This window comes from Methylomonas sp. MgM2, from assembly GCF_054172045.1.
This window is the reverse complement of record NZ_JBSYXO010000018.1, coordinates 22,249-41,705: the sequence shown is the minus strand read 5'-3', so window position 1 is coordinate 41,705 and position 19,457 is coordinate 22,249. Positions and strand designations below refer to the sequence as shown.

The following is a 19,457-nucleotide window of genomic DNA, read 5'->3' as shown; positions in this document are numbered from 1 at the left end:
TTATCCAAAAAACCAATAAGTCACGAAAATGGCAGTGAAAATACCAACAAAATCGGCTATTAAACCACAGATCGCGGCGTGTCGGACGTGTTTGATGTTGACCGCGCCGAAATATACCGCGAGTACGTAAAACGTGGTTTCGGTGCTGCCTTGTACGACCGAGGCAAGCCGGCCGGCAAAGGAATCGGCACCGTGTGTTTGCATCGTGTCTATCATCATAGCCCGCGCACCGCTGCCGCTAAATGGCTTCATCAAGGCGGTGGGCAAGGCGTCGATGAAGCGTTCGTCACCGTGAAAAAATCCCACGATCGCCCGAATTGCCGTCGTCAACAGTTCCAAGGCGCCGCTGGCGCGGAATACCCCAAAGGCTACCAACATCGCCACCAAATAGGGAATGATGCCGACGGCGGTTTGAAAGCCTTGTTTGGCGCCATCGATGAATATATCGTAGACATTCAGGCCTTTCCAGGCGGCGGCACCAATAAACGTAGTTACCAAACCGAATAATATGATGTGGCTGGCCAAGGCCGATTGATGCATCATCTCGATTCGAGTCAATCCCGCGAAATACGCCAGCATTAGGGCAATCAATGCGGTGATTCCAATCAAGTAAAGCAATACGATGCGGTCCAGCAGTCTGATTTTTTGTATCCAGGCAACCGCTAGCAAGCCGGCCAGAGTTGACGCAAAGGTTGCAAGCAAAATCGGAATAAAGACGTCCGTGGGATTGGACGCACCCAATTGAGCACGATAGGCGAAAATAGTCACCGGGAATAAGGTCACCGATGAGGTGTTTAGCACCAGAAACAAAATCTGGGCATTGCTGGCTTTATCCGGATGCGGGTTCAAGGTTTGCATTTCCTGCATGGCCTTGATGCCCATCGGCGTGGCGGCATTGTCTAGCCCCAACATATTGGCGGCCATGTTCATGGTGATCGCGCCGAGGGCTGGATGATTTTTTGGAATGTCGGGCATTAGTCGGCGGAATAGAGGTGTCAGCGCGCGGGTCAAAACGCTGATGAATCCACTATGCTCACCGATGTTCATGATACCCATCCACAGCGCCAGCACGCCGCTTAATCCTAATGAGATTTCGAAGGCGGTTTTTGACAAGCTGAACATCGCCCCCACCATCTCGCCGAATACCGTTTGATTGCCTAATACGAACAGTTGGATCGTCGCAGCGACAAAAGCCGACAGAAAAAGGAATATCCAGATACGGTTGAGCACGGAAAAGTGATGGTAAGGCGCTGACAATAAAGCAATTATTCTACCAGCGATTTACCGCATCAATATCGAAAAACTGGCGGGCTAGCTAGACGAGTCGGAAACATAGCGGCAGGGTAGGTATTGCGCTTTCCACAGATTTGCGTCGACGACCTCGCTGAGGTCGGTTTTCAACAGTTCACGCCGCACCGACGAGCCGTCGGCTAGCGCTTGTGCCAGTACGCGGGTCGCAATGTAACGACTGATGGGTTTTAAATCCGCTATGGGCGGATAGATCAAGCCGTTTTTCTTGCAATGAGTCTCGACGTAATCAGCCAATGCATAAGCCGCTTCCAGTACCATGGCGTCGCTGATGCAGCTGCATTCCCCTATCACCGCGGCTAGGCCTAGGCCGGGAAAGATGAAGGCATTATTGCCTTGGCCTATCGGGTGAATATCGTCATTGTATTCAACGGCTGGAAACGGGCTGCCGGTCGCAACAATCGCCCTGCCATCGGTCCATTTGATGATGTCTTCGGGGCTTGCCTCGCAATTGGCCGTTGGGTTGGACAATGCAAATACGATGGGTTGAGCATGCCGCCTAGCCATGGTTTTTATTATGCGTTCGTCGAATAAGCCGGCAGCCCCGGTTAAACCGATTAAGACGCCGGCATTGCTGTGGGTGACGACCTCTAACAGATTCGGCGGCCGATTTCCGGAGACTTCCCACTCCCGATAGACGGAATGGTCGTGGGCGATAGGGAGCTTGTATGCTTCCAGAGTTGAGTTTTTTACGACCAAGCCGGATATATCGACGACAAAAATGCGTCGGCGGGCTTGTTCCTCGCTTAAGCCTGAAGCCATCATGCCGGCTTTAATCGTGCTAGCCACGCCAATGCCGGCCGCGCCGCCGCCGGCAATGACGATAACTTGCTCGGCCAAGGTCTGATTTTTTTTCTTGCAGGCCGATAATAAGCCGGCTAGCGCCATCGCGCCGGTGCCTTGAATATCGTCGTTGAAGCTGGGAACTTGTTCGCGGTAACGCGCGAGCACGTCAAACGCCACGTCTTTGTTGAAGTCTTCCCATTGTATGATCGCTTTTGGCCAAGTCCGATGAACGGCATCGACGAATTTGTCGACGAGTGAGAAATAGGCCTCCCGGTTTAGGCGTTTGTTCCGGACGCCCAAATAGTGCGGGTCGTCCAGCAATTCGACGCGGTTGGTGCCAACATCGAGATTAATCGGCAAGGATTGGAAAGGACATAAGCCTCCGCCCACGGTGTACAAAGCCAGTTTGCCGACGCAGATCGAAAGTCCGCCCATGCCTTGGTCGCCTATTCCGAGAATGGCGGATGCGTCGGTTACCACTATCATGCGTACATCGTGTAAAAAATAGTTTTTAAAAATGGCATCGGCCCGATCGATGTTATTGGGCGATAAGGTAAGGCCACGGGCCGTTCGGTATAGCGAACTGAATTGCTGTACGGCGAGACCGATAGTCGGCGTATAAACGATAGGCACCATTTCTTCCAGATGCCTCTCAAGTAGGGCATAAAACAGCACTTCCGAGCGGTCTTGAATTGCACGCAGAAACTGATACTTTGCAATGTCGGAAATTTGCTTGCAAAAACTGAAGTAAAGGCGGTCGACTTGTTGATCGAGATCGGTGATGCGCGGCGGCAATATGCCGTCCAGGCCCAATTCTATGCGTTCTTGTTCGGTGAATGCAGTGCCTTTATTGGTTGCCGGTAATCTTAGAAGCGGAATGCCGCGGATGAAGACGGCGATATAGGGCGTGCCATCGGCATCACGTCGATAATCGAAATAGTCGCTCAGTTTGGTCATGCAAGTGCGTGAAGAATTCAGAAGAGTTGGCGATGCCAAAAGTTAAGATTAACTTGCTCATAACATAGCAATTAGGATGCCACGAAGGACTGTCAATATATCAAGGGCTTACGTTCACGCTTAGCATGAACATTGCACCAGCATCATACACTGTCAATGACTATGCACCGAATTGGTCGTGCGAACAACATGCACCTATCGGTTCGAATGGCTGATAGGCGCGGAAAAAAGCCTCGCTCGGGTAAAAGCGAGGCCGTTAGCGAGTGTTATTGTATGTTTTTGGCTAAGGTTGCCGCATAACCGATATAGTTGTGCGGTGTCAGCGCGAGCAGTTCCGATTTTGCCGCGGCGGGAATTTCCAGTTTTTCGACGAAGGCGCGCATACCTTCGTCGGTGACTCGCTGGCCGCGAGTCAGTTCTTTGAGCTTTTCGTATGGCTTTTCAACGCCATAACGGCGCATGACGGTTTGAATCGGCTCGGCTAATACCTCCCAGTTTTGATCCAAATCTTGGTCCAAAGCCGCAGCGTTTAACTCCAACTTTGAGATGCCTTTCAAACTGGATTGAATCGCGATGCTGGTATGGGCGATGCCGACGCCGATGTTGCGCAACACGGTAGAGTCGGTCAGATCGCGTTGCCAGCGCGATACCGGCAACTTGTCGGCCAAAAAGCCGAAAATGGCATTCGCCAAGCCCAAATTGCCTTCGGAGTTTTCGAAATCGATCGGGTTGACTTTATGCGGCATGGTGGACGACCCGACTTCGCCCGCGACGGTTTTTTGTTTAAAGTAGCCCAGCGAGATATAACCCCAAACGTCGCGGTCGAAATCCAGCAAAATGGTGTTGAAGCGCGACATCGCATGAAAAAATTCGGCCATATAATCATGCGGTTCGATTTGTATCGTGTAAGGGTTGAATGTCAATCCCAGTGACTCGACGAAGTTTTGGGCGAATTTAGGCCAATCGACTTCCGGGTAAGCCACGCTATGGGCATTGTAGTTACCGACCGCGCCGTTGATTTTGCCTAATAGCTCGACTTTGGCCAGTTGCGCACGTTGGCGCTGCATGCGGGCCACGACGTTGGCAAATTCCTTTCCGACCGTGGTCGGAGTAGCGGATTGGCCATGGGTGCGCGACAACATAGGCTGGTCGGCGGCGGCTAGAGCCAAGCGCTTGATTGCATCGATGACGGCGTCGATCTCGCTTAAAACCAGGCTTCGGCCCTCTTTCAGCATTAGCGCGTAAGACAAGTTGTTGATGTCTTCCGAAGTGCAGGCGAAGTGAAAGAACTCGTTGACCGCTTGCAGTTCGGCGTTGTCCTTGATTTTGGATTTAAGGAAATATTCGACGGCTTTGACGTCATGGTTGGTGGTTTTTTCGATGTCCTTGACGGCTCGGGCGTCGGCTTCCGAGAAATTAGTAACGATGCCATTCAATACGGCATTGGCTTCGGGCGATAGCGCGGGGACTTCGGCGATCTTGGTTTCCGCTGCCAAGGCTTGTAGCCAGCGCACCTCGACTTCGACTCGATAACGGATCAAACCGTATTCGCTGAAGATGGGGCGCAGGGCGTCGACTTTGCTGCCGTAGCGGCCGTCGATGGGGGAGATGGAGGTTAATGTCATGGTTAGTTCCTGTCCTGAATGATGCGATGGCCTTAGTGAGTTCGAACCATCCTACAAAGATTCTAAGCGTTATATCTGGATTCGATAATACCCCCGCCCAAACAAATCTCGCCGAGATAAAACACGACTGATTGGCCGGGCGTAATTGCACGCTGCGCCTGGTCGAAGCGGACTCTGACGCGCGTGCCGTTGTCTATGGGTTCGACGATGCAGGCTTGGTCGGGCTGGCGGTAACGGGTTTTGGCGGCACAGTGCTGCGTTTCGGTCAACGGTTGATTGCCGCACCAATCCAGTTGGCCGGCTTCCAGGGTGTTCTGCATCATCCGTGGATGATCGTGGCCTTGGCCGACAATCAGCACATTGTTTTGCAAGTCTTTGTCCAACACGAACCAAGGCTCGTCCGGTGCGTCTTTGACGCCGCCTATGCCCAAGCCTTGACGCTGCCCCAGCGTGTAGTACATCAAACCGTGGTGTTTACCGATGTATTTGCCTTCCGGTGTGCGCATTTCACCGGCTTGATGAGGCAGGTAGCGTTCCAAAAAATCCTTGAATTTGCGTTCGCCAATGAAGCAAATGCCGGTGCTGTCCTTTTTGCGGCTGTTTGCGAAACCGGCTTTGTCGGCCATCGCGCGAATTTCCGATTTTTGAAGGTGGCCGATCGGGAACAATGTTTTGGACAGGGCTGCCTGGCCCACGGCATATAAAAAGTAGCTTTGCTCTTTACTCGGGTCCAAGCCTTTCAAGAGTTGAAATTCGCCATCTTGTTCACGGACACGCGCATAATGGCCGGTGGCGATATATTCCGCCCCCAGGTCTTGAATGGCATACTCCAAAAACGCCTTGAATTTGACGTGTTTGTTACAAAGTATGTCGGGATTAGGGGTTCGTCCAGCTTTAAATTCCGACAGAAATACCTCAAATACCTCGTCCCAATACTCGGCGGAAAAGTTGACGGTTTTTAGTTCGATACCGAGCGTATCGGCGACTTGTTGCGCATCGGCTAAGTCTTGCATCGCGGTGCAATATTCGGTGCCGTCGTCTTCTTCCCAATTCTTCATGAACAAGCCGGTGACTTGATGGCCCTGTTCTTGCAGTAATAATGCCGTAACCGATGAATCGACGCCGCCGGACATGCCGACGATGATATGTTTACTCATGCTAAATCTAAAAACGACTGTAATACATCGAGAGGATAACGTTGGCCGCTCAAATAGGCTTCGAGGGTTTTCAGGACCAGTGGACTTCGAAGCCGCGCGCTGCGTTCGGTAATTTCGGCGCGACTTAACCAATGGGTGGTAATGATGCCGTCGTCGAGTTTTTGAGCCGGATTGTGACTATGAACACTACCAGTAAAACAGAATCGAACAAAGCTTTGAGAATTCGGGTTTCTTCGCCAAAGTTGCACGGCGACTACGGCTTCGGGGTCGAATTGCCAAGCGGTTTCCTCCAATACTTCGCGTTTGACTGCGCTGATTAAATCTTCACCGGGTTCCAAATGTCCGGCTGGTTGATTGAACATAAGGCCATTGTCGGTTGTCTCTTCGACAAGCAAAAATCGGCGGTCTTTTTCAATCACCGCGGCAACGGTTACACAGGGTTTCCAAACCATGAGCTTCAAATAATACGCTAAAGGTCGCGCATTTTACGCGAATTGTTTTTTGTTTGTGCAAAGATTGAAATTTGACCGACAAGACGCTATTTTAGAACCTAGTGATAGAGAGGCGCGTTTGGACCATGACTGATTTTGATCCTTTGAAAGATTCTGATGGCGACACTGCCGTTCAGCAAGCGAAACCTGAACTGAAAAGACCGCCGTTATATAAAGTGATCTTGTTGAATGATGACTTTACGCCTATGGATTTTGTCGTTCAGATATTGACCGATTTTTTTGATATGAATCTTGAGCGAGCTACGCAAGTGATGTTGCAAGTGCATACGCAAGGGATGGGGGTGTGCGGCACCTACACCAAAGATGTGGCCGAAACCAAAGTACATATTGTTAATGACTATTCCAGAGAGCATCATCATCCGTTGATGTGCACGATGGAAGAAGCGTGAGAGGTAGCCATGTTAAGTAAAGAACTTGAAGTGACATTGAATGCTGCGTTTACCAATGCTCATGCTAAGCGTCATGAATTTATCACCGTCGAGCATTTGCTATTAGCATTATTGGACAACTCCACGACGATACCGATATTGATTGCCTGTGGTTGTAACGTTAATGCGCTTCGCGGCGAGTTGACTCGATTTATTGACGAAACGATATCGTTAATTCCTGAGGGTATTCAGCGAGAAACTCAGCCAACTTTGGGGTTTCAACGCGTGCTACAGCGAGCCGTGTTTCACGTACAGGCCTCCGATAAAAAAGAAGTCACCGGTGCCAATTTGTTTGTTGCTTTATTCAGCGAGCAGGATTCACATGCGGTCTACTTATTGAACAAACAGGATATCACTCGCTTGGACGTTGTTAACTATTTGGCTCACGGCGTTTCGAAAATTGAGCATAGACAAAAAAATGAGCCGAATGAAGAGGGTGAAACCGAGCGCGGCATTAGCGAAGCGACGACGAGTCCGCTGGAAAAATACGCTACCAATCTTAATGAAGAAGCGCTGAAAGGAAATATCGATCCTTTGATAGGCCGCGAATTGGAAGTGGAGCGGACTATACAGGTTCTATGCCGTCGGCGTAAAAACAATCCATTGCTGGTCGGTGAGGCGGGTGTCGGCAAAACGGCAATTGCGGAAGGCCTGGCCAAGCGTATTGTCGAAGAACAAGTTCCGGATGTTTTGCTTAACAACGTCATTTATTCATTGGATATGGGGGCACTGGTAGCGGGCACCAAATATCGCGGTGATTTTGAAAAACGCTTGAAATCACTTGTTGCGCAGCTAAAAAAAGAACCTAATTCGATATTGTTCATTGATGAAATTCATACCATTATCGGAGCAGGGTCGGCTTCGGGCGGTGTGATGGATGCGTCAAATTTGATAAAGCCCGTGTTGGCGTCCGGACAGTTGCGTTGTATCGGTTCCACTACTTATCAGGAGTATCGCGGAATTTTCGAAAAAGATCATGCGTTAGCGCGGCGCTTCCAAAAGATTGATGTGATTGAGCCGTCGGTTGAAGATACCGTGCAAATATTAAAAGGACTTAAGACACGTTTCGAGGAACATCACGGTTTAAAATATACCCAGGATGCCTTGCGCGCGGCAGTGGAATTGTCCGTGCGTTATATTACCGACCGGCATTTGCCCGATAAGGCAATTGACGTGATTGACGAGGCCGGAGCACGTCAGCGCTTGTTTGTTGTCGGTGAACGTAAAGATACGATAGATGCGCCGGAAATTGAGGAGATAATTGCCAAGATTGCCCGGGTGCCGGCACAATCGGTTTCGTCCAGTGATAAAGACAAACTGTCCAGTCTGGAAAAGAACCTGAAGATGTTGGTGTTTGGTCAGGATGAAGCGATTTCCGAATTGGCTTCGGCGATCAAACTGTCGCGGGCCGGTTTGCGCGATACCAGCAAAACCATAGGTTCGTTTTTGTTTGCCGGACCGACCGGTGTCGGTAAGACCGAAGTGACGCGGCAGCTGGCGAAGGTGCTCGGTATAGAGCTGATCCGGTTCGATATGTCCGAATATATGGAACGCCACACAGTGTCGCGATTGATAGGCGCTCCTCCGGGCTATGTCGGCTTTGATCAGGGTGGATTGCTGACGGAGGCGGTGACCAAACATCCGCATGCCGTGTTGTTACTGGATGAGTTGGAAAAGGCCCATCCCGATGTGTTCAATCTGCTATTGCAGGTGATGGATCACGGCACCCTAACCGATAATAACGGTCGCAAAGCCGATTTTCGAAACATTATCTTGATTATGACCACTAACGCGGGCGCCGAGGAGGGCGCGCGCGCCTCGATTGGATTTACGCAACAAGATCATGCTACCGATAGCATGAAGGTTATCGAGCGGGCCTTCTCGCCTGAATTCAGAAACCGTCTGGACGCGATTGTGCAGTTCAAACCGTTGGATATCAATATCGTTGCCAGCGTCGTCGACAAATTCATTTTCGAATTAGAAGCGGTTCTGGCCGATAAAAACGTTACATTGACGTTGGAGCCGGAAGCAAGAATCTGGTTGGCCGAACATGGTTACGATGAAAAAATGGGCGCGAGACCGATGGCCAGACTTATCCAGGAAAAAGTTAAAAAACCTTTAGCTGAAGATCTGTTATTCGGTCGTCTGGTAAACGGTGGTCACGTTCGTGTTTTTGTCGAAGACGAGCAGTTGGCGTTCGGAGTCGAAGGCAAGCAACTGATGGTGTCTGAAGTGAACCAAATTGTTTAAGCGAGTAGCGCAAGCGCAATCCCGTGCGGAACGGGATTAGCGGTTGCGGAAAGTGATGCGACCTTTGCTTAGATCGTAGGGTGTGAGCTCTACTCTGACTTTGTCGCCAGTCAGAATGCGTATATAGTGCTTACGCATTTTGCCTGAAATATGCGCAGTCACGATATGACCGTTTTCTAATTCAACACGAAACATCGTATTTGGTAGAGTGTCGATAACCTTACCCTCCATTTCAATTTGATCTTCTTTAGCCATAATAATACCTAAGTTATTAAAACAGCCATTCTATCATGAATCGAATTATGCATTGATTTAATGATGGTAATTTCTCGTTTAATAATAAGAGACAAACGGCGCATAAGCTTCGACCGTTGTCTGTAAAGCTGAGCAAATCCTGCTTGAGAAAATAGAGTTAGCGTGTTGATCTTGTTTTGATTATGAACTAACATTAGATCACTGTTCTAATCTTATGTGCGGTTATTATGCTCGAGATAGCTAAAAAAGATATTGTAGCTCGGCTCAAATTTGACAATCCTTGGTGGGAGACTGGTGCGAGTTGCAAAATCGTGTATGAAAATACACCGCGTCGTAAGTACTTTGATACATTCCACCGCACAATTACTGACATGTCACTGCGTAGAGCGATAGTGTTGATGGGGCCGCGTAGAATTGGTAAGACTGTGATGGTCTATCATTCTATACGGACGTTGCTTGACGCCGGAGAGGATCCCAACGCAATTCTTTATGTTTCGCTTGAAACACCAATTTATACAGGACTATCTCTTGAGGGGATTCTTGGGCTTTTTCAAGAATTGTATCAGCATAAACGCGACGCAACGCTATACATATTCTTTGACGAAATACAGTATTTAAAAAATTGGGAAATTCATTTAAAGTCATTAGTAGATTCTTATCACGATTATAGGTTTACTGCTACCGGATCGGCTGCGGCAGCATTGAGGTTAAAAAGCAATGAATCTGGAGCAGGCCGATTTACAGATTATGTATTGCCGCCATTGACCTTTGCCGAATATCTATTTTTCATAGGCAAAGAGGATGAGCTGATTGAAAGGATTTCGACTAACGATGAATTTGACTACCATGCTAAAGATATAAATGCGCTAAACGTGGAATTCGTCAAGTATTTGAACTTTGGCGGATACCCTGAGGCTGTATTTTCGGAAACGATACGGAGTAATCCAGGACAGTATATTAAAAGCGATATTATAGATAAAGTTTTGTTGCGCGATTTACCAAGTCTTTATGGAATCAATGACATTCAGGAGTTAAATCGCCTCTTTACTACGCTTGCATATAATACGGGTAACGAAGTAAGTTTAGAAGGGCTTTCAAAGTCTTCAGGTGTCGCTAAAAATACTATCAAACGGTATCTAGAATATCTTGAAGCCGCTTTTTTAATAAAACGTGTTGAACGAATAGATCAGAATGCAAAACGCTTTAAGCGAGCAATGTGTTTTAAGGTTTATTTAACGAATCCCTCTATGCGCGCCGCGCTGTTCGGACAACTAGACTTTGAATCTGATGCGATGGGTGCGCTTACCGAGACAGCTATATTTAGCCAATGGCAGCATAGTAAACAAGTCGAACTTTATTATGCACGCTGGAATTCAGGTGAAATAGATATTGTGTATTTGAATGATTCTGATCAGAGACCAGAGTGGGTGGTGGAGGTTAAATGGAGTGATCGCCCATATTCTATGCGGGATGAATTGGATAATTGTGTCGATTTTGTTTTGCAAAATTCAAAAGTTTTACAACCGATTTTAATTACGAGTAGAACAATCTCCGATGATAATGCACATTACAGAGGGGTAAGATTCAAGTTTATTCCCGCGAGCTTGTACGCTTATACGCTAGGAACGAATATTTTAGAGAGTGTTAACGTATTATCAAACCCACTCTAGATCAATATTCAAGTAGGATGGTCCAATTGTGCTCATGTAGATTATCTGCCGTAGCTAAATCATAGCTACGCTAGATCGCTATAAGCCGAATTATGGCTTGCTTAGACTGTTTTTGGCTACGGCAAACATTGCAAGGTATTGATTTAATTGATTGTTAAAAGCGTATTTAATATTTGTAATCAGCCAGTCGGAGGGAAAGGCTTAGCGAGAAATCACTAAGTCTTTTTATTGCTTTATCCATAATTATTAATTCGCGTATACCTCCGTACAATTGCCGATGTAGGAAAAAGCAAGGATATTAGCTTAACAAATTTAACACGATCGGTTCTTACTTTACGCTTTGACAGGGAACTTGGATCGAACAGAATCGTTAGCGGGAAATACAATGGATAACAATAAATTGACCGACCAAGCGCGAAGTCTTTACGTGGCGCTTCAAAATAAACAAATTGGTTCGTCTAAAAAGAACCGGCTTCAACGATTATTAATAAAGGCGTATTGCCGATATCAGCGGCGTTTAAACCGTGTTTCAATTGAAGATCAGGGTTATTGCGTTTGAGCGCATATTCGAACGGCTCAAGCACCGCTTACGACCTAATTAAATCAATTTTCATTTCAACGTTACCAGGCCAACCGATCCAGCCTTTTCGATTCCTCCCGATATTCTGGTGCTAGGTGCGCATAACGATTGCCTATCCCAGCAAGCCGAGAAATCGGTCAACTTGTTTTTCTTCCGTGGCGAAACTGGTGACTAAGCGTACTAATACTTCGTTTTCGCCGAGAATTTCTTGTTTGGCATGTGGAGGATTCCAATTATAAAAAACCGCACCCTGTTGTCTAAGCCAGTCTGCGCGGCATTTATCCATGATGCAGAAAATCTCATTGGTTTCCGCATGCCAAGCCAGCCGGGCATGTTCGGAGTCTTTAATGCCGCGTTGTAAGCGTTGTCCCATTTGGTTGGCATGGGTCGCAAGCTCTAGCCAAAGGCTATTTTTTAAATATTCGTCGAATTGGCAGGCAATAAAACGAGTCTTTGAAAATAATTGTGCCGCTCGTTTTCTAATGAACGGCAGATCACGCGCCATCTCAGGATGCATATAGACTAAGGCCTCGGCACACCAGCAGCCATTTTTTGTTGCACCGAAGGATAGGATGTCGATACCGAGTTTCCAGCTCAATTCGGCAGGCGACAGATTTAATGCGGCTATTGCATTCGCGAAACGCGCTCCATCCACATGCAAGGGCAAGGCATATTGTTTGGCGACATTTGAGATCGCGGTGATTTCATCAGGCCTATATAAGGTGCCGATTTCAGTAGCCTGCGTCAGCGAAATGGCCATTGGTTGACCGGTATGGACAAAACCCGGCGGGAATCGGGCGATTTCAGCCTTTAAGTGATGGGGATCTATTTTGCCGTTTTCGCCGTCGACCGGGGCTAGCCGCGCACCGTGGGTGAAAAATTCAGGCGCTCCGCATTCGTCCTCAATCATATGAGCCTCGCGATGGCAAAACGTCACGCCACCGGGTCGATTGACCGACGCCAAAGCCAGCGAATTCGCCGCAGTTCCGGTTCCGACGAAAAACACGGCAACTTCGCGCTCAAAAATTTCGCTAAAACGATGCTCGACTTCGTCGTCCAGTTGACTGGCGCCGTAAGGCGCCGAAAAACCGGTTGACTCCTTTAACAAGCGTTTTGCGATGGCGGGGTGAGCGCCAGCCCAGTTATCCGAAGCAAAAATCATGGCGGCTAATTCAGCATTAAATGATCGAGTCCGTATCAGTAACAATCAATCAAACAAGCTAAAAGAATACCCAAAATCGACCTTGCGGTATAGCCGGGAAGATCGATTTGCACAATGTGCGTTTTGTGCGCGGCCGGTCGTCAGGCCGTAAACGTGTTATTAGGTTGCGGATGTGAATGTGGCGTTTTCAGGCAATAAGACTTTCCGGTTAGCCAATTTTTTTTTGCAGTAGTTGTATTTCTTGCATGTAACGTTGGACGCTGGTCTCGAAACTAGGTGATAGATGATTTATCAGGCAACCAATCTTATCCTGAACACCCAACGGATTCGTGCGAACCTCGACATTGTTCTTGATCACAAAGCTAACTGGCGCGTGGTTCCCATTGTTCAGATGCAAGGTGCAATCAACGAACTCGCAATCGGGTTGCAATTGATCTTGCCATTTGGGGTTAGGATTCAGGAATGAAAATCCTGAAATGCTTAAATCATATAATCGAAACGTTTCGCTCTGGGTTTCTTCGTCAACGTTAAAGGTCAAGCGGCAATAACTGTTTGTATGCGATAGCGGAATTTTTACTCGGTAAAACTTCCGGCGTTGCATCCAGAAGATCGAATCCGGTATCGGCATTGACAGTACCCAATCGGAGCCGGATGCAATTTTTTTGATTTCCTTTCCGCTGAAAGACACTTTGATGCCGTTCACTTCGGTTCGAAACAGCACCTTGGGAGAGGAAATAAGCCGTTGGTCCAATGTATCCGACGGCGCGCAATCAAGATTGAGCGTATTGTTTTGCTTATCCAGTCCGATTATGGTCGTCAAAAACGATTCGTTTCTGTCGCCGAAATGCGCGGTGATCAGGCATTTTTTAGTCACCAGTTCGTTAAAGTGGTTAAACACCATTTTGGTGCTTCTCACCAAATAATCGGATTCTGTTGCCATTAATGGATGCTAAGAGTTGCAGGTTATCGAGAGGGCTATTGTAAAATAGTAACAATTATTGTGCATGTAAAAGGGTAGTTTAATGGGGTGGTTGTTATTATTTAGTGCCGGGTGCTCGGAAATTATTTTTGCGTTGAGTCTTAAATATAACGAAGGATTTAGCAAATTATGGCCTAGTGTGGCTACTTGCGTATCTGGTGCTTGCAGCTTTGGATTATTGATGTGGTCTTTGAAAACGTTGCCGTTAGGCACTGCTTATGCCGTCTGGACTGGGATGGGTACGGTCGGCGCGGCTGTCTTAGGTATTTTTTTATTTAAAGAATCCGCAGACTTAGTCCGATTAGCCTCTATCATGATGATCGTGGTGGGTGTTGTTGGTTTAAGACTGACGTACGTCGAGTAATGTTGCATCTAATAGCTCAAAATTCAATATCGGCAGCCGTGGCTGATCGAATAGCCGCTGACGATGATTTGATTTTACAATCGGGCGCGGTTTGGGCGGCGTTTAAGGGGCATAAAGATAACCCTTTACTGAGTGAATTGTTAAAACGCGGTTGTCATATCTTTGTGCTGCGGGATGTATTGTCTGTCGGCGGAATTGCGGTAGAGCAACTATTACACGGTGTGCAGTCGATTGACTACCTGAAGTTTGTAGAGTTAACGGAAAAAAATACGGTGATTCAAACATGGTGCTGATCGTCGATGGTTTGAGTCTCGAAACCAGCGACGATGGGTTTTTGCGCGATGCTGAACAGTGGAACGAGCAGGTTGCAGAGAGTCTGGCATCTCGGGAAGACTTAGAACTGAGTCCGGCGCACTGGGAGATTTTGCTCTTTATCCGGGATTATTATTTCCAGTTTCGGCATTTACCGAATGCACGCATGTTTGCCGCGGCAATACGCAAAAAATTAGGTGACGAAAAAGGCCAAAGTCGTTACTTACAAAAACTTTTTCCTAAAGGGCCACTGAAATACGCATGCAAACTGGCGGGTTTGCCGAAGCCGCCCACTTGTTTATAGCATCGAAGCGGCTTTGCCGCATGCTTTTACCCGGAATTAACCGCATTTCATCCCATCGGCTACCAATAAGGCGATAGGCAAAACTTTGAATAATTCTTCGGCGGTTAAACAGGGTAGCCCGTCCTGCGGCTTGATTTGCAGCACCGCCCCGGAGAACACGTTTCGAAAGCTTACTTGTTTGAGGGTATCGGGCAGTATGATCCGAGTATCCTCCCAATTAAAGGTATGCGGATTCGAACCGGGCTCCAGCTGAGCGTAACATCTGCCGACGACTGTAAGGGCCAAGTGATCGTTTTTTCTCCGCACGAAGGCGCAAACGTGTTCGGCCTTTTGACCTTCGGTTTCCAACGCTTGGTAGTCGCCTCGGCTGAACAGCTCGGGATAGGCTTTTCTGAAGTTTAGGGTTTTCCATATCACGAACAATTTGGCTTGGCCGCTCTCGATGTGATTTAACATGTTCCGCAGTTTCCCCGAGGGGGTTATGCTGTGTTGTGCCTCCAAGAAGTTCTTCAGGCCGCGCTGACGCAATGCAAAATCCACCGGTTGACGGCTGTCCGGATCGACCAGAGTGTATTGCCATAACTCGGTGCCTTGGTATAAGTCAGGAACGCCTGGCGAAGTCAATAGCAACAAGGTTTGGGCAAGACTGTTATAAAAACCGAACAGGCTAATTCGGCGTTGGAACATCAGAAAATCCTCGTAAAAGGCCCCGCTTTGCTTAGGGTTCAGCGCGCTTATGACAAATCCGCTGACGGCCTCTTCGTAATCTTGATTCGGATTGATCCAGGAGGTATTGACTTTCGCTTCCCGCACCGCCTTCAGCATATAGGTTTCGATGCGCTCGGCGAATGTTTGCCTAGCATCATCGGTCATATTTTCCAGCGGCCAAGCGCCCAACAGGGTTTGGTAGAGCAAATATTCGGCATTGCGCGAAGGCGCTAGCTGCCCATTCACTCGTCGCTTCTTGCCGCGATTGAGCCGGCGCCAACGGGAAAGGGCTTGGCGCCAGTCCGATGCAAATTCACTCAGCGTATCGATACGGGCACGTACGTCGCCGCTACGCTTGCTATCATGAGTTGCAAGCGTGATCAGGCTATCGGGCCATTGTTTCAGACGCTGCTGATTGGCGTGATGAAAGGCAGCTATGGACGTTCCAAAGCGGCGAGGATCGCCGCCGACGTCGTTTAGCGAGACCAAGCGGTTGTAAACGTAAAAGCTGGTATCTTCCATGCCCTTGGCCATTACCGGTGCAGTGTATTGCTGGAATTTCATGACGAACTGCCGAATTTGGCCAACATACTCGGCACCATGACTTTCGGAGTTCTGAAACAACATGACATCGTGAATGAAATCGAAGATAGTGATATCCGCCGCCGGACTGCGTTTTTTGGCCTGGGCGATGGCCCAATCGACGAAACGGCGGTCTTCATCTTTAATATTGCCTATATTGATATAGGTTCTGTAGACTGGAAAGAAGGCCACGACCTCGGTCAAAGCCTCGCGTAGTCCGTTCAAGGTGTAGTCGCGCGTGCTGCGGTTGAATTCCGCGATCGCCGCTAGAAGGTTGACCAGCGTCGTCAGATGGCTGGAAAGTTGGTTGCGGACTACTTGCCGTTTACATTCGTAAAGCACCTCGTTGAAATCCAGCTTCCGGCCGATAAAGCGAGCATAAATTCGAGTCAGTTCGCGTTCCGCGCCGCTGTCGACCAATAGGCCGTTGACCGAGTTGGCAAATTCATAACCCGTTGTTCCAGCGATGGGCCAATCTTCGCGCAAATGTTCGTATCCGGCCAATATTTTCTCGGCTAAGAGGTATAGCGGACGCTCGGGTTCGGCGTTTTTTTGATTCAATGCTCGAGGCTTGATGCGTCCCGCCTCCTGTTGCAGCCGCCGGCAGTAGCCGCCGGGATCCCATAAACCATCAATGTGATCGATGCGCAATCCATCGACACTGCCATCGGCGATCAGCGCGAAGATGAGTCTGTGGCTGGCTTCGAAAACTTCGGGATTCTGTTGCCGCAGGCAAAGCAAATGATTGATGTCGAAGAAACGGCGATAATTGATCTCGTCGGAGGCGACTCGCCAATACGAGAGCTTATATGCTTGCAATTCCAATAGCTCGTGCAATCGATCGAACGACTCGCATTGACCGGGCACGCCGTTAAAAACGACGAGTACCTGTTCGATATAGAGTTTCACGCAGGACGAATGTTGATAAAGAGCGGCTAGTTGCTTTTTGCAAGCGGCGGCGGAACGCGCCTTTTCCACCGGTGTTGCTCTAAGTTGATGTAATTGCTCAAAATCGGTCAACAGGCTATGCCATTCGATCGCGGAGTGATTTTCCCGGTTTGCCAGCATAGCGAAGCATTCAACGTCGTGGGTTAATATCGTTGGATAGGTTTCTGGGTTGAGCGGAAGGCGCCACGCAAAATAACAAACGGAAAATTCGCCGTGTTTTTCGTCGAATTCGAGTTTCAGTTCACCAGCCTCCAAAATTTTGCCGTAATGGTCGCCAAGTATGGGTAACAACACCTTGCCGCGCAGACTTTCCCTGATAGGGTGCCAGTCTATATCGAAGTAGGTGGCATAAGTAGAGGCCTCGCCGTTTTCCAGCACATCCAACCACCAGCGATTCTCGCCGCTGCCGATACCCATGTGGTTGGGTACAACATCGAGTATCAATCCCATGGCGTGGGCGTGCAAACAGTCGACGAGTCGGGCGAAGGCTTTGCCGCCGCCCAAATCCGGGTTCAGTCTGTTGTGGTCGACGATATCGTAGCCATGGCCGCTACCCGCTCGCGGTTTTAGGCTGGGAGACAAATATAGATGGCTGATACCCAATGCCTGCAGATAAGGGACGATATCGCTGGCATCGTTGAAGGTGAAATCGGGATTGAGTTGCAGGCGGTAAACGGCACGCGGAACTAATTCATTTTGCATGAAAATTCATGTGCTTTAGCGTCCAGATTGTCGACCAGCCTGGTAATGTTTGTGCTTGGACGTTGATGGAATTCGGAGTAACGAACAGCAAGCGTCCCTGAGGCTTATCATTTAGCGCTATCGGCTGAGCACTTAAATTGGTGATCAGACAGAGCTCGGAATCGTCGCTCAAGCGCCAGCATACCTTCAAGGCGTGTTGGCCTATCGTTCGAACAAGCGCTCTCCCTCGCATGCCGGAGAGTCTGGGGATGATTTCTCGATGGCGCAATTTCAGCAAGTTCTTATGAAATTCTAACCATCGCGTTCCTTGCGTAGCATTCACCGTTTCCCAATCCAGCACGGAGTTAATAAAGGCGGTTTCACTAGAAGGATCGGTGATGGGCAGGCCATCGTCGGCGAAACCGAAGAACCGGTTAAATTCTAGCCGGCGGCCTTCGTTGACTTTTTGGGCCAGTTCGGGCTCGAAGTCGCAAAAAAAAGCAAATGGCTGGCGGCTGCCCCATTCCTGCCCCATGAATAACAAAGGCGGGAAGGGCGCCAGCAGCAAGAGGGCCGTTGCCGCGCGGATCGCCTGTTCCGGCGCCAAAACGCTAATGCGTTCGGCTAAGGCGCGGTTGCCGACCTGGTCGTGGTTTTGCAAAAAACTAACAAAGGCTAAGGGTGACAGATCACAACTCAGTTCTCCTCTGTTTTCGCCGTTCCGATAGATAGACGATTCCCCTTGATAGGCGAAACCTTCAGTCAAGCACCGGCCCAGGTGCGAAATCGGTGCGTCGGTGTAATCGACGTAATAGCCTTGCTTTTCGCCGGTCAGTAATACATGCAAGACATGGTGTATATCGTCGTTCCATTGCGCGGCGTAACGAAGGGGCTTGCCTACGTTATCTCGGCGGAGATAGTGGGCAGCGTTATGGTCGTTTTCCAGTATCAAATGGATATGACGAAACCGCCCGAAATGACTTAGGATTGCGTCGGCCAGTTCTTCCAGGATGTCCGGTTGGGTTTTATCGAAAATGGAGTGCACCGCGTCGAGGCGTAGACCATCAAAGTGAAATTCTTCTAACCAATATAACGCATTGTGGATGAAATACCGCCGCACGCAGTCGCTGTTTTCACCATCGAAATTGATGGCTGCACCCCATGGCGTATGGTATGCCGAATTAAAAAAATCCGGCGCATAGTGATGCAGATAATTGCCTTCCGGTCCGAAATGATTGTAGACCACATCCAGAAACATCATCATGCCTTTGGCATGCGCGGTTTGAATCAAATATTTCAAATCGTCGGGGCTGCCGTAACTATTTGACGGTGCAAAAGGTAATACGCCATCGTAGCCCCAATCGTGCCGACCCGGAAATTCAGCGATCGGCATCAATTCAATTGCAGTAACGCCTAGCGACACCAGATGGTCTAGTTTGTCGGCTACGGCTCTGTAGGTGCCTTCCGGGGAAAAAGTGCCAACATGCAATTCATAAATAACAGTCTCTTCCCAGGGGCGACCTCGCCAGTCTTGGTCTGTCCACGACCAGTGTCCGGTATCGACGACTATACTACACCCGTGGACGTCATCGGCTTGTTGGCGCGAGGCCGGGTCTGGAACACAAAGCCGGTCGTCGATGCGGAAAAGATAACGGGTGCCGGCTCGAGCCACGAAAGGAGTCAATTCAAACCAGCCTCCCGGCAGCGCGTCCATGCTAAACAATAATTCCCGATCGTTTTCCAAGAAACAAATATCTACGCGGCGCGCGGCGGGCGCCCAAAGCCGAAAACGCGTGCGTCCATTACACAGCAACTCGGCGCCGAACGGCATGGAGTGATGCCGGTGAACAGGCTTGTTATCAGTATTGCTCATCCATATATCGCCGAAA

General features: G+C 48.9%; 16 protein-coding genes. 6 read left to right on the top strand and 10 right to left on the bottom strand.

The window, feature by feature from the left end; genetic code table 11:
- From ACW73I_RS14095 to ACW73I_RS14075, 5 genes are all read right to left on the bottom strand, one after another.
- Complete coding sequence (locus ACW73I_RS14095) at window positions 1-1,230, bottom strand: nucleoside recognition domain-containing protein (protein ID WP_458030082.1); 1,230 nt, start codon at window positions 1,228-1,230, stop codon at window positions 1-3.
- 81 nt (window positions 1,231-1,311) lie between these two features.
- On the bottom strand, window positions 1,312-3,051 hold the full coding sequence (locus tag ACW73I_RS14090; protein WP_458030027.1) for an NAD-dependent malic enzyme: 1,740 nt from the start codon (window positions 3,049-3,051) through the stop codon (window positions 1,312-1,314).
- A gap of 266 nt (window positions 3,052-3,317) precedes the next feature.
- Window positions 3,318-4,676, bottom strand: a complete 1,359-nt coding sequence (gene purB / locus ACW73I_RS14085) for an adenylosuccinate lyase (RefSeq protein WP_458030026.1) — start codon at window positions 4,674-4,676, stop codon at window positions 3,318-3,320.
- A 62-nt stretch (window positions 4,677-4,738) separates the two neighbouring features.
- Window positions 4,739-5,833 (bottom strand): tRNA 2-thiouridine(34) synthase MnmA, encoded by a 1,095-nt coding sequence (gene mnmA / locus ACW73I_RS14080; protein ID WP_458030025.1) that lies wholly within the window; start codon window positions 5,831-5,833, stop codon window positions 4,739-4,741.
- Window positions 5,830-6,285, bottom strand: a complete 456-nt coding sequence (locus ACW73I_RS14075) for an NUDIX hydrolase (RefSeq protein WP_458030024.1) — start codon at window positions 6,283-6,285, stop codon at window positions 5,830-5,832. Before ACW73I_RS14075 ends, mnmA begins: the two co-directional genes overlap by 4 nt.
- 125 nt (window positions 6,286-6,410) lie before the next feature.
- Here ACW73I_RS14075 and clpS point away from each other — a divergent pair, with 125 nt between their 5' ends.
- Both clpS and clpA read left to right on the top strand, forming a co-directional pair.
- A complete protein-coding gene (gene clpS / locus ACW73I_RS14070) occupies window positions 6,411-6,734 on the top strand; it encodes an ATP-dependent Clp protease adapter ClpS (protein ID WP_458030023.1) in 324 nt (107 codons plus the stop codon).
- 9 nt (window positions 6,735-6,743) lie between these two features.
- On the top strand, window positions 6,744-9,023 hold the full coding sequence (gene clpA / locus ACW73I_RS14065; protein ID WP_458030022.1) for an ATP-dependent Clp protease ATP-binding subunit ClpA: 2,280 nt from the start codon (window positions 6,744-6,746) through the stop codon (window positions 9,021-9,023).
- Between the two features lie 36 nt (window positions 9,024-9,059).
- Here the strand turns inward: clpA and infA are convergent, their stop codons facing one another.
- Window positions 9,060-9,278: a translation initiation factor IF-1 gene (gene infA / locus ACW73I_RS14060; RefSeq protein ID WP_458030021.1), complete on the bottom strand. Its 219-nt coding sequence runs from the start codon at window positions 9,276-9,278 to the stop codon at window positions 9,060-9,062.
- A gap of 227 nt (window positions 9,279-9,505) precedes the next feature.
- Here infA and ACW73I_RS14055 point away from each other — a divergent pair, with 227 nt between their 5' ends.
- Window positions 9,506-10,948: an ATP-binding protein gene (locus ACW73I_RS14055; protein WP_458030020.1), complete on the top strand. Its 1,443-nt coding sequence runs from the start codon at window positions 9,506-9,508 to the stop codon at window positions 10,946-10,948.
- Between the two features lie 692 nt (window positions 10,949-11,640).
- Here ACW73I_RS14055 and ACW73I_RS14050 read toward each other — a convergent pair.
- A complete protein-coding gene (locus ACW73I_RS14050) occupies window positions 11,641-12,690 on the bottom strand; it encodes a threonine aldolase family protein (RefSeq protein WP_458030019.1) in 1,050 nt (349 codons plus the stop codon).
- A gap of 208 nt (window positions 12,691-12,898) precedes the next feature.
- Window positions 12,899-13,630, bottom strand: a complete 732-nt coding sequence (locus ACW73I_RS14045; protein ID WP_458030018.1) for a flagellar brake protein — start codon at window positions 13,628-13,630, stop codon at window positions 12,899-12,901.
- An 82-nt stretch (window positions 13,631-13,712) separates the two neighbouring features.
- On the opposite strand from ACW73I_RS14045, the gene ACW73I_RS14040 reads away from it, so the two are divergent.
- From ACW73I_RS14040 to ACW73I_RS14030, 3 genes are read left to right on the top strand one after another with little or no spacing between them, the layout of a single operon-like run.
- Complete coding sequence (locus ACW73I_RS14040; RefSeq protein ID WP_458030017.1) at window positions 13,713-14,033, top strand: DMT family transporter; 321 nt, start codon at window positions 13,713-13,715, stop codon at window positions 14,031-14,033.
- Entirely contained in the window at window positions 14,033-14,326 is a 294-nt protein-coding gene (locus tag ACW73I_RS14035; RefSeq protein ID WP_458030016.1) for a DsrH/TusB family sulfur metabolism protein, read from the top strand. The genes ACW73I_RS14040 and ACW73I_RS14035 overlap by 1 nt, the downstream gene beginning before the upstream one ends.
- On the top strand, window positions 14,317-14,649 hold the full coding sequence (locus ACW73I_RS14030) for a TusE/DsrC/DsvC family sulfur relay protein (RefSeq protein ID WP_458030015.1): 333 nt from the start codon (window positions 14,317-14,319) through the stop codon (window positions 14,647-14,649). The genes ACW73I_RS14035 and ACW73I_RS14030 overlap by 10 nt, the downstream gene beginning before the upstream one ends.
- Before the next feature lie 36 nt (window positions 14,650-14,685).
- Here ACW73I_RS14030 and treY read toward each other — a convergent pair whose 3' ends face one another.
- Window positions 14,686-17,589: a malto-oligosyltrehalose synthase gene (gene treY, locus ACW73I_RS14025; protein WP_458030014.1), complete on the bottom strand. Its 2,904-nt coding sequence runs from the start codon at window positions 17,587-17,589 to the stop codon at window positions 14,686-14,688.
- Entirely contained in the window at window positions 17,579-19,441 is a 1,863-nt protein-coding gene (treZ, locus tag ACW73I_RS14020; protein ID WP_458030013.1) for a malto-oligosyltrehalose trehalohydrolase, read from the bottom strand. Before treZ ends, treY begins: the two co-directional genes overlap by 11 nt.
- Window positions 19,442-19,457: the final 16 nt, after the last annotated feature.

Bases quoted from the DNA above. Each gene is read 5' to 3' on its own strand.
- ACW73I_RS14090 (WP_458030027.1), bottom strand. From the start codon at position 3,051: ATGACCAAACTGAGCGACTATTTCGATTATCGACGTGATGCCGATGGC.
- purB (WP_458030026.1), bottom strand. From the start codon at position 4,676: ATGACATTAACCTCCATCTCCCCCATCGACGGCCGCTACGGCAGCAAA.
- mnmA (WP_458030025.1), bottom strand. From the start codon at position 5,833: ATGAGTAAACATATCATCGTCGGCATGTCCGGCGGCGTCGATTCATCG.
- ACW73I_RS14075 (WP_458030024.1), bottom strand. From the start codon at position 6,285: ATGGTTTGGAAACCCTGTGTAACCGTTGCCGCGGTGATTGAAAAAGAC.
- clpS (WP_458030023.1), top strand. From the start codon at position 6,411: ATGACTGATTTTGATCCTTTGAAAGATTCTGATGGCGACACTGCCGTT.
- clpA (WP_458030022.1), top strand. From the start codon at position 6,744: ATGTTAAGTAAAGAACTTGAAGTGACATTGAATGCTGCGTTTACCAAT.
- infA (WP_458030021.1), bottom strand. From the start codon at position 9,278: ATGGCTAAAGAAGATCAAATTGAAATGGAGGGTAAGGTTATCGACACT.
- ACW73I_RS14055 (WP_458030020.1), top strand. From the start codon at position 9,506: ATGCTCGAGATAGCTAAAAAAGATATTGTAGCTCGGCTCAAATTTGAC.
- ACW73I_RS14050 (WP_458030019.1), bottom strand. From the start codon at position 12,690: ATGATTTTTGCTTCGGATAACTGGGCTGGCGCTCACCCCGCCATCGCA.
- ACW73I_RS14045 (WP_458030018.1), bottom strand. From the start codon at position 13,630: ATGGCAACAGAATCCGATTATTTGGTGAGAAGCACCAAAATGGTGTTT.
- ACW73I_RS14040 (WP_458030017.1), top strand. From the start codon at position 13,713: ATGGGGTGGTTGTTATTATTTAGTGCCGGGTGCTCGGAAATTATTTTT.
- ACW73I_RS14035 (WP_458030016.1), top strand. From the start codon at position 14,033: ATGTTGCATCTAATAGCTCAAAATTCAATATCGGCAGCCGTGGCTGAT.
- ACW73I_RS14030 (WP_458030015.1), top strand. From the start codon at position 14,317: ATGGTGCTGATCGTCGATGGTTTGAGTCTCGAAACCAGCGACGATGGG.
- treY (WP_458030014.1), bottom strand. From the start codon at position 17,589: ATGCAAAATGAATTAGTTCCGCGTGCCGTTTACCGCCTGCAACTCAAT.
- treZ (WP_458030013.1), bottom strand. From the start codon at position 19,441: ATGAGCAATACTGATAACAAGCCTGTTCACCGGCATCACTCCATGCCG.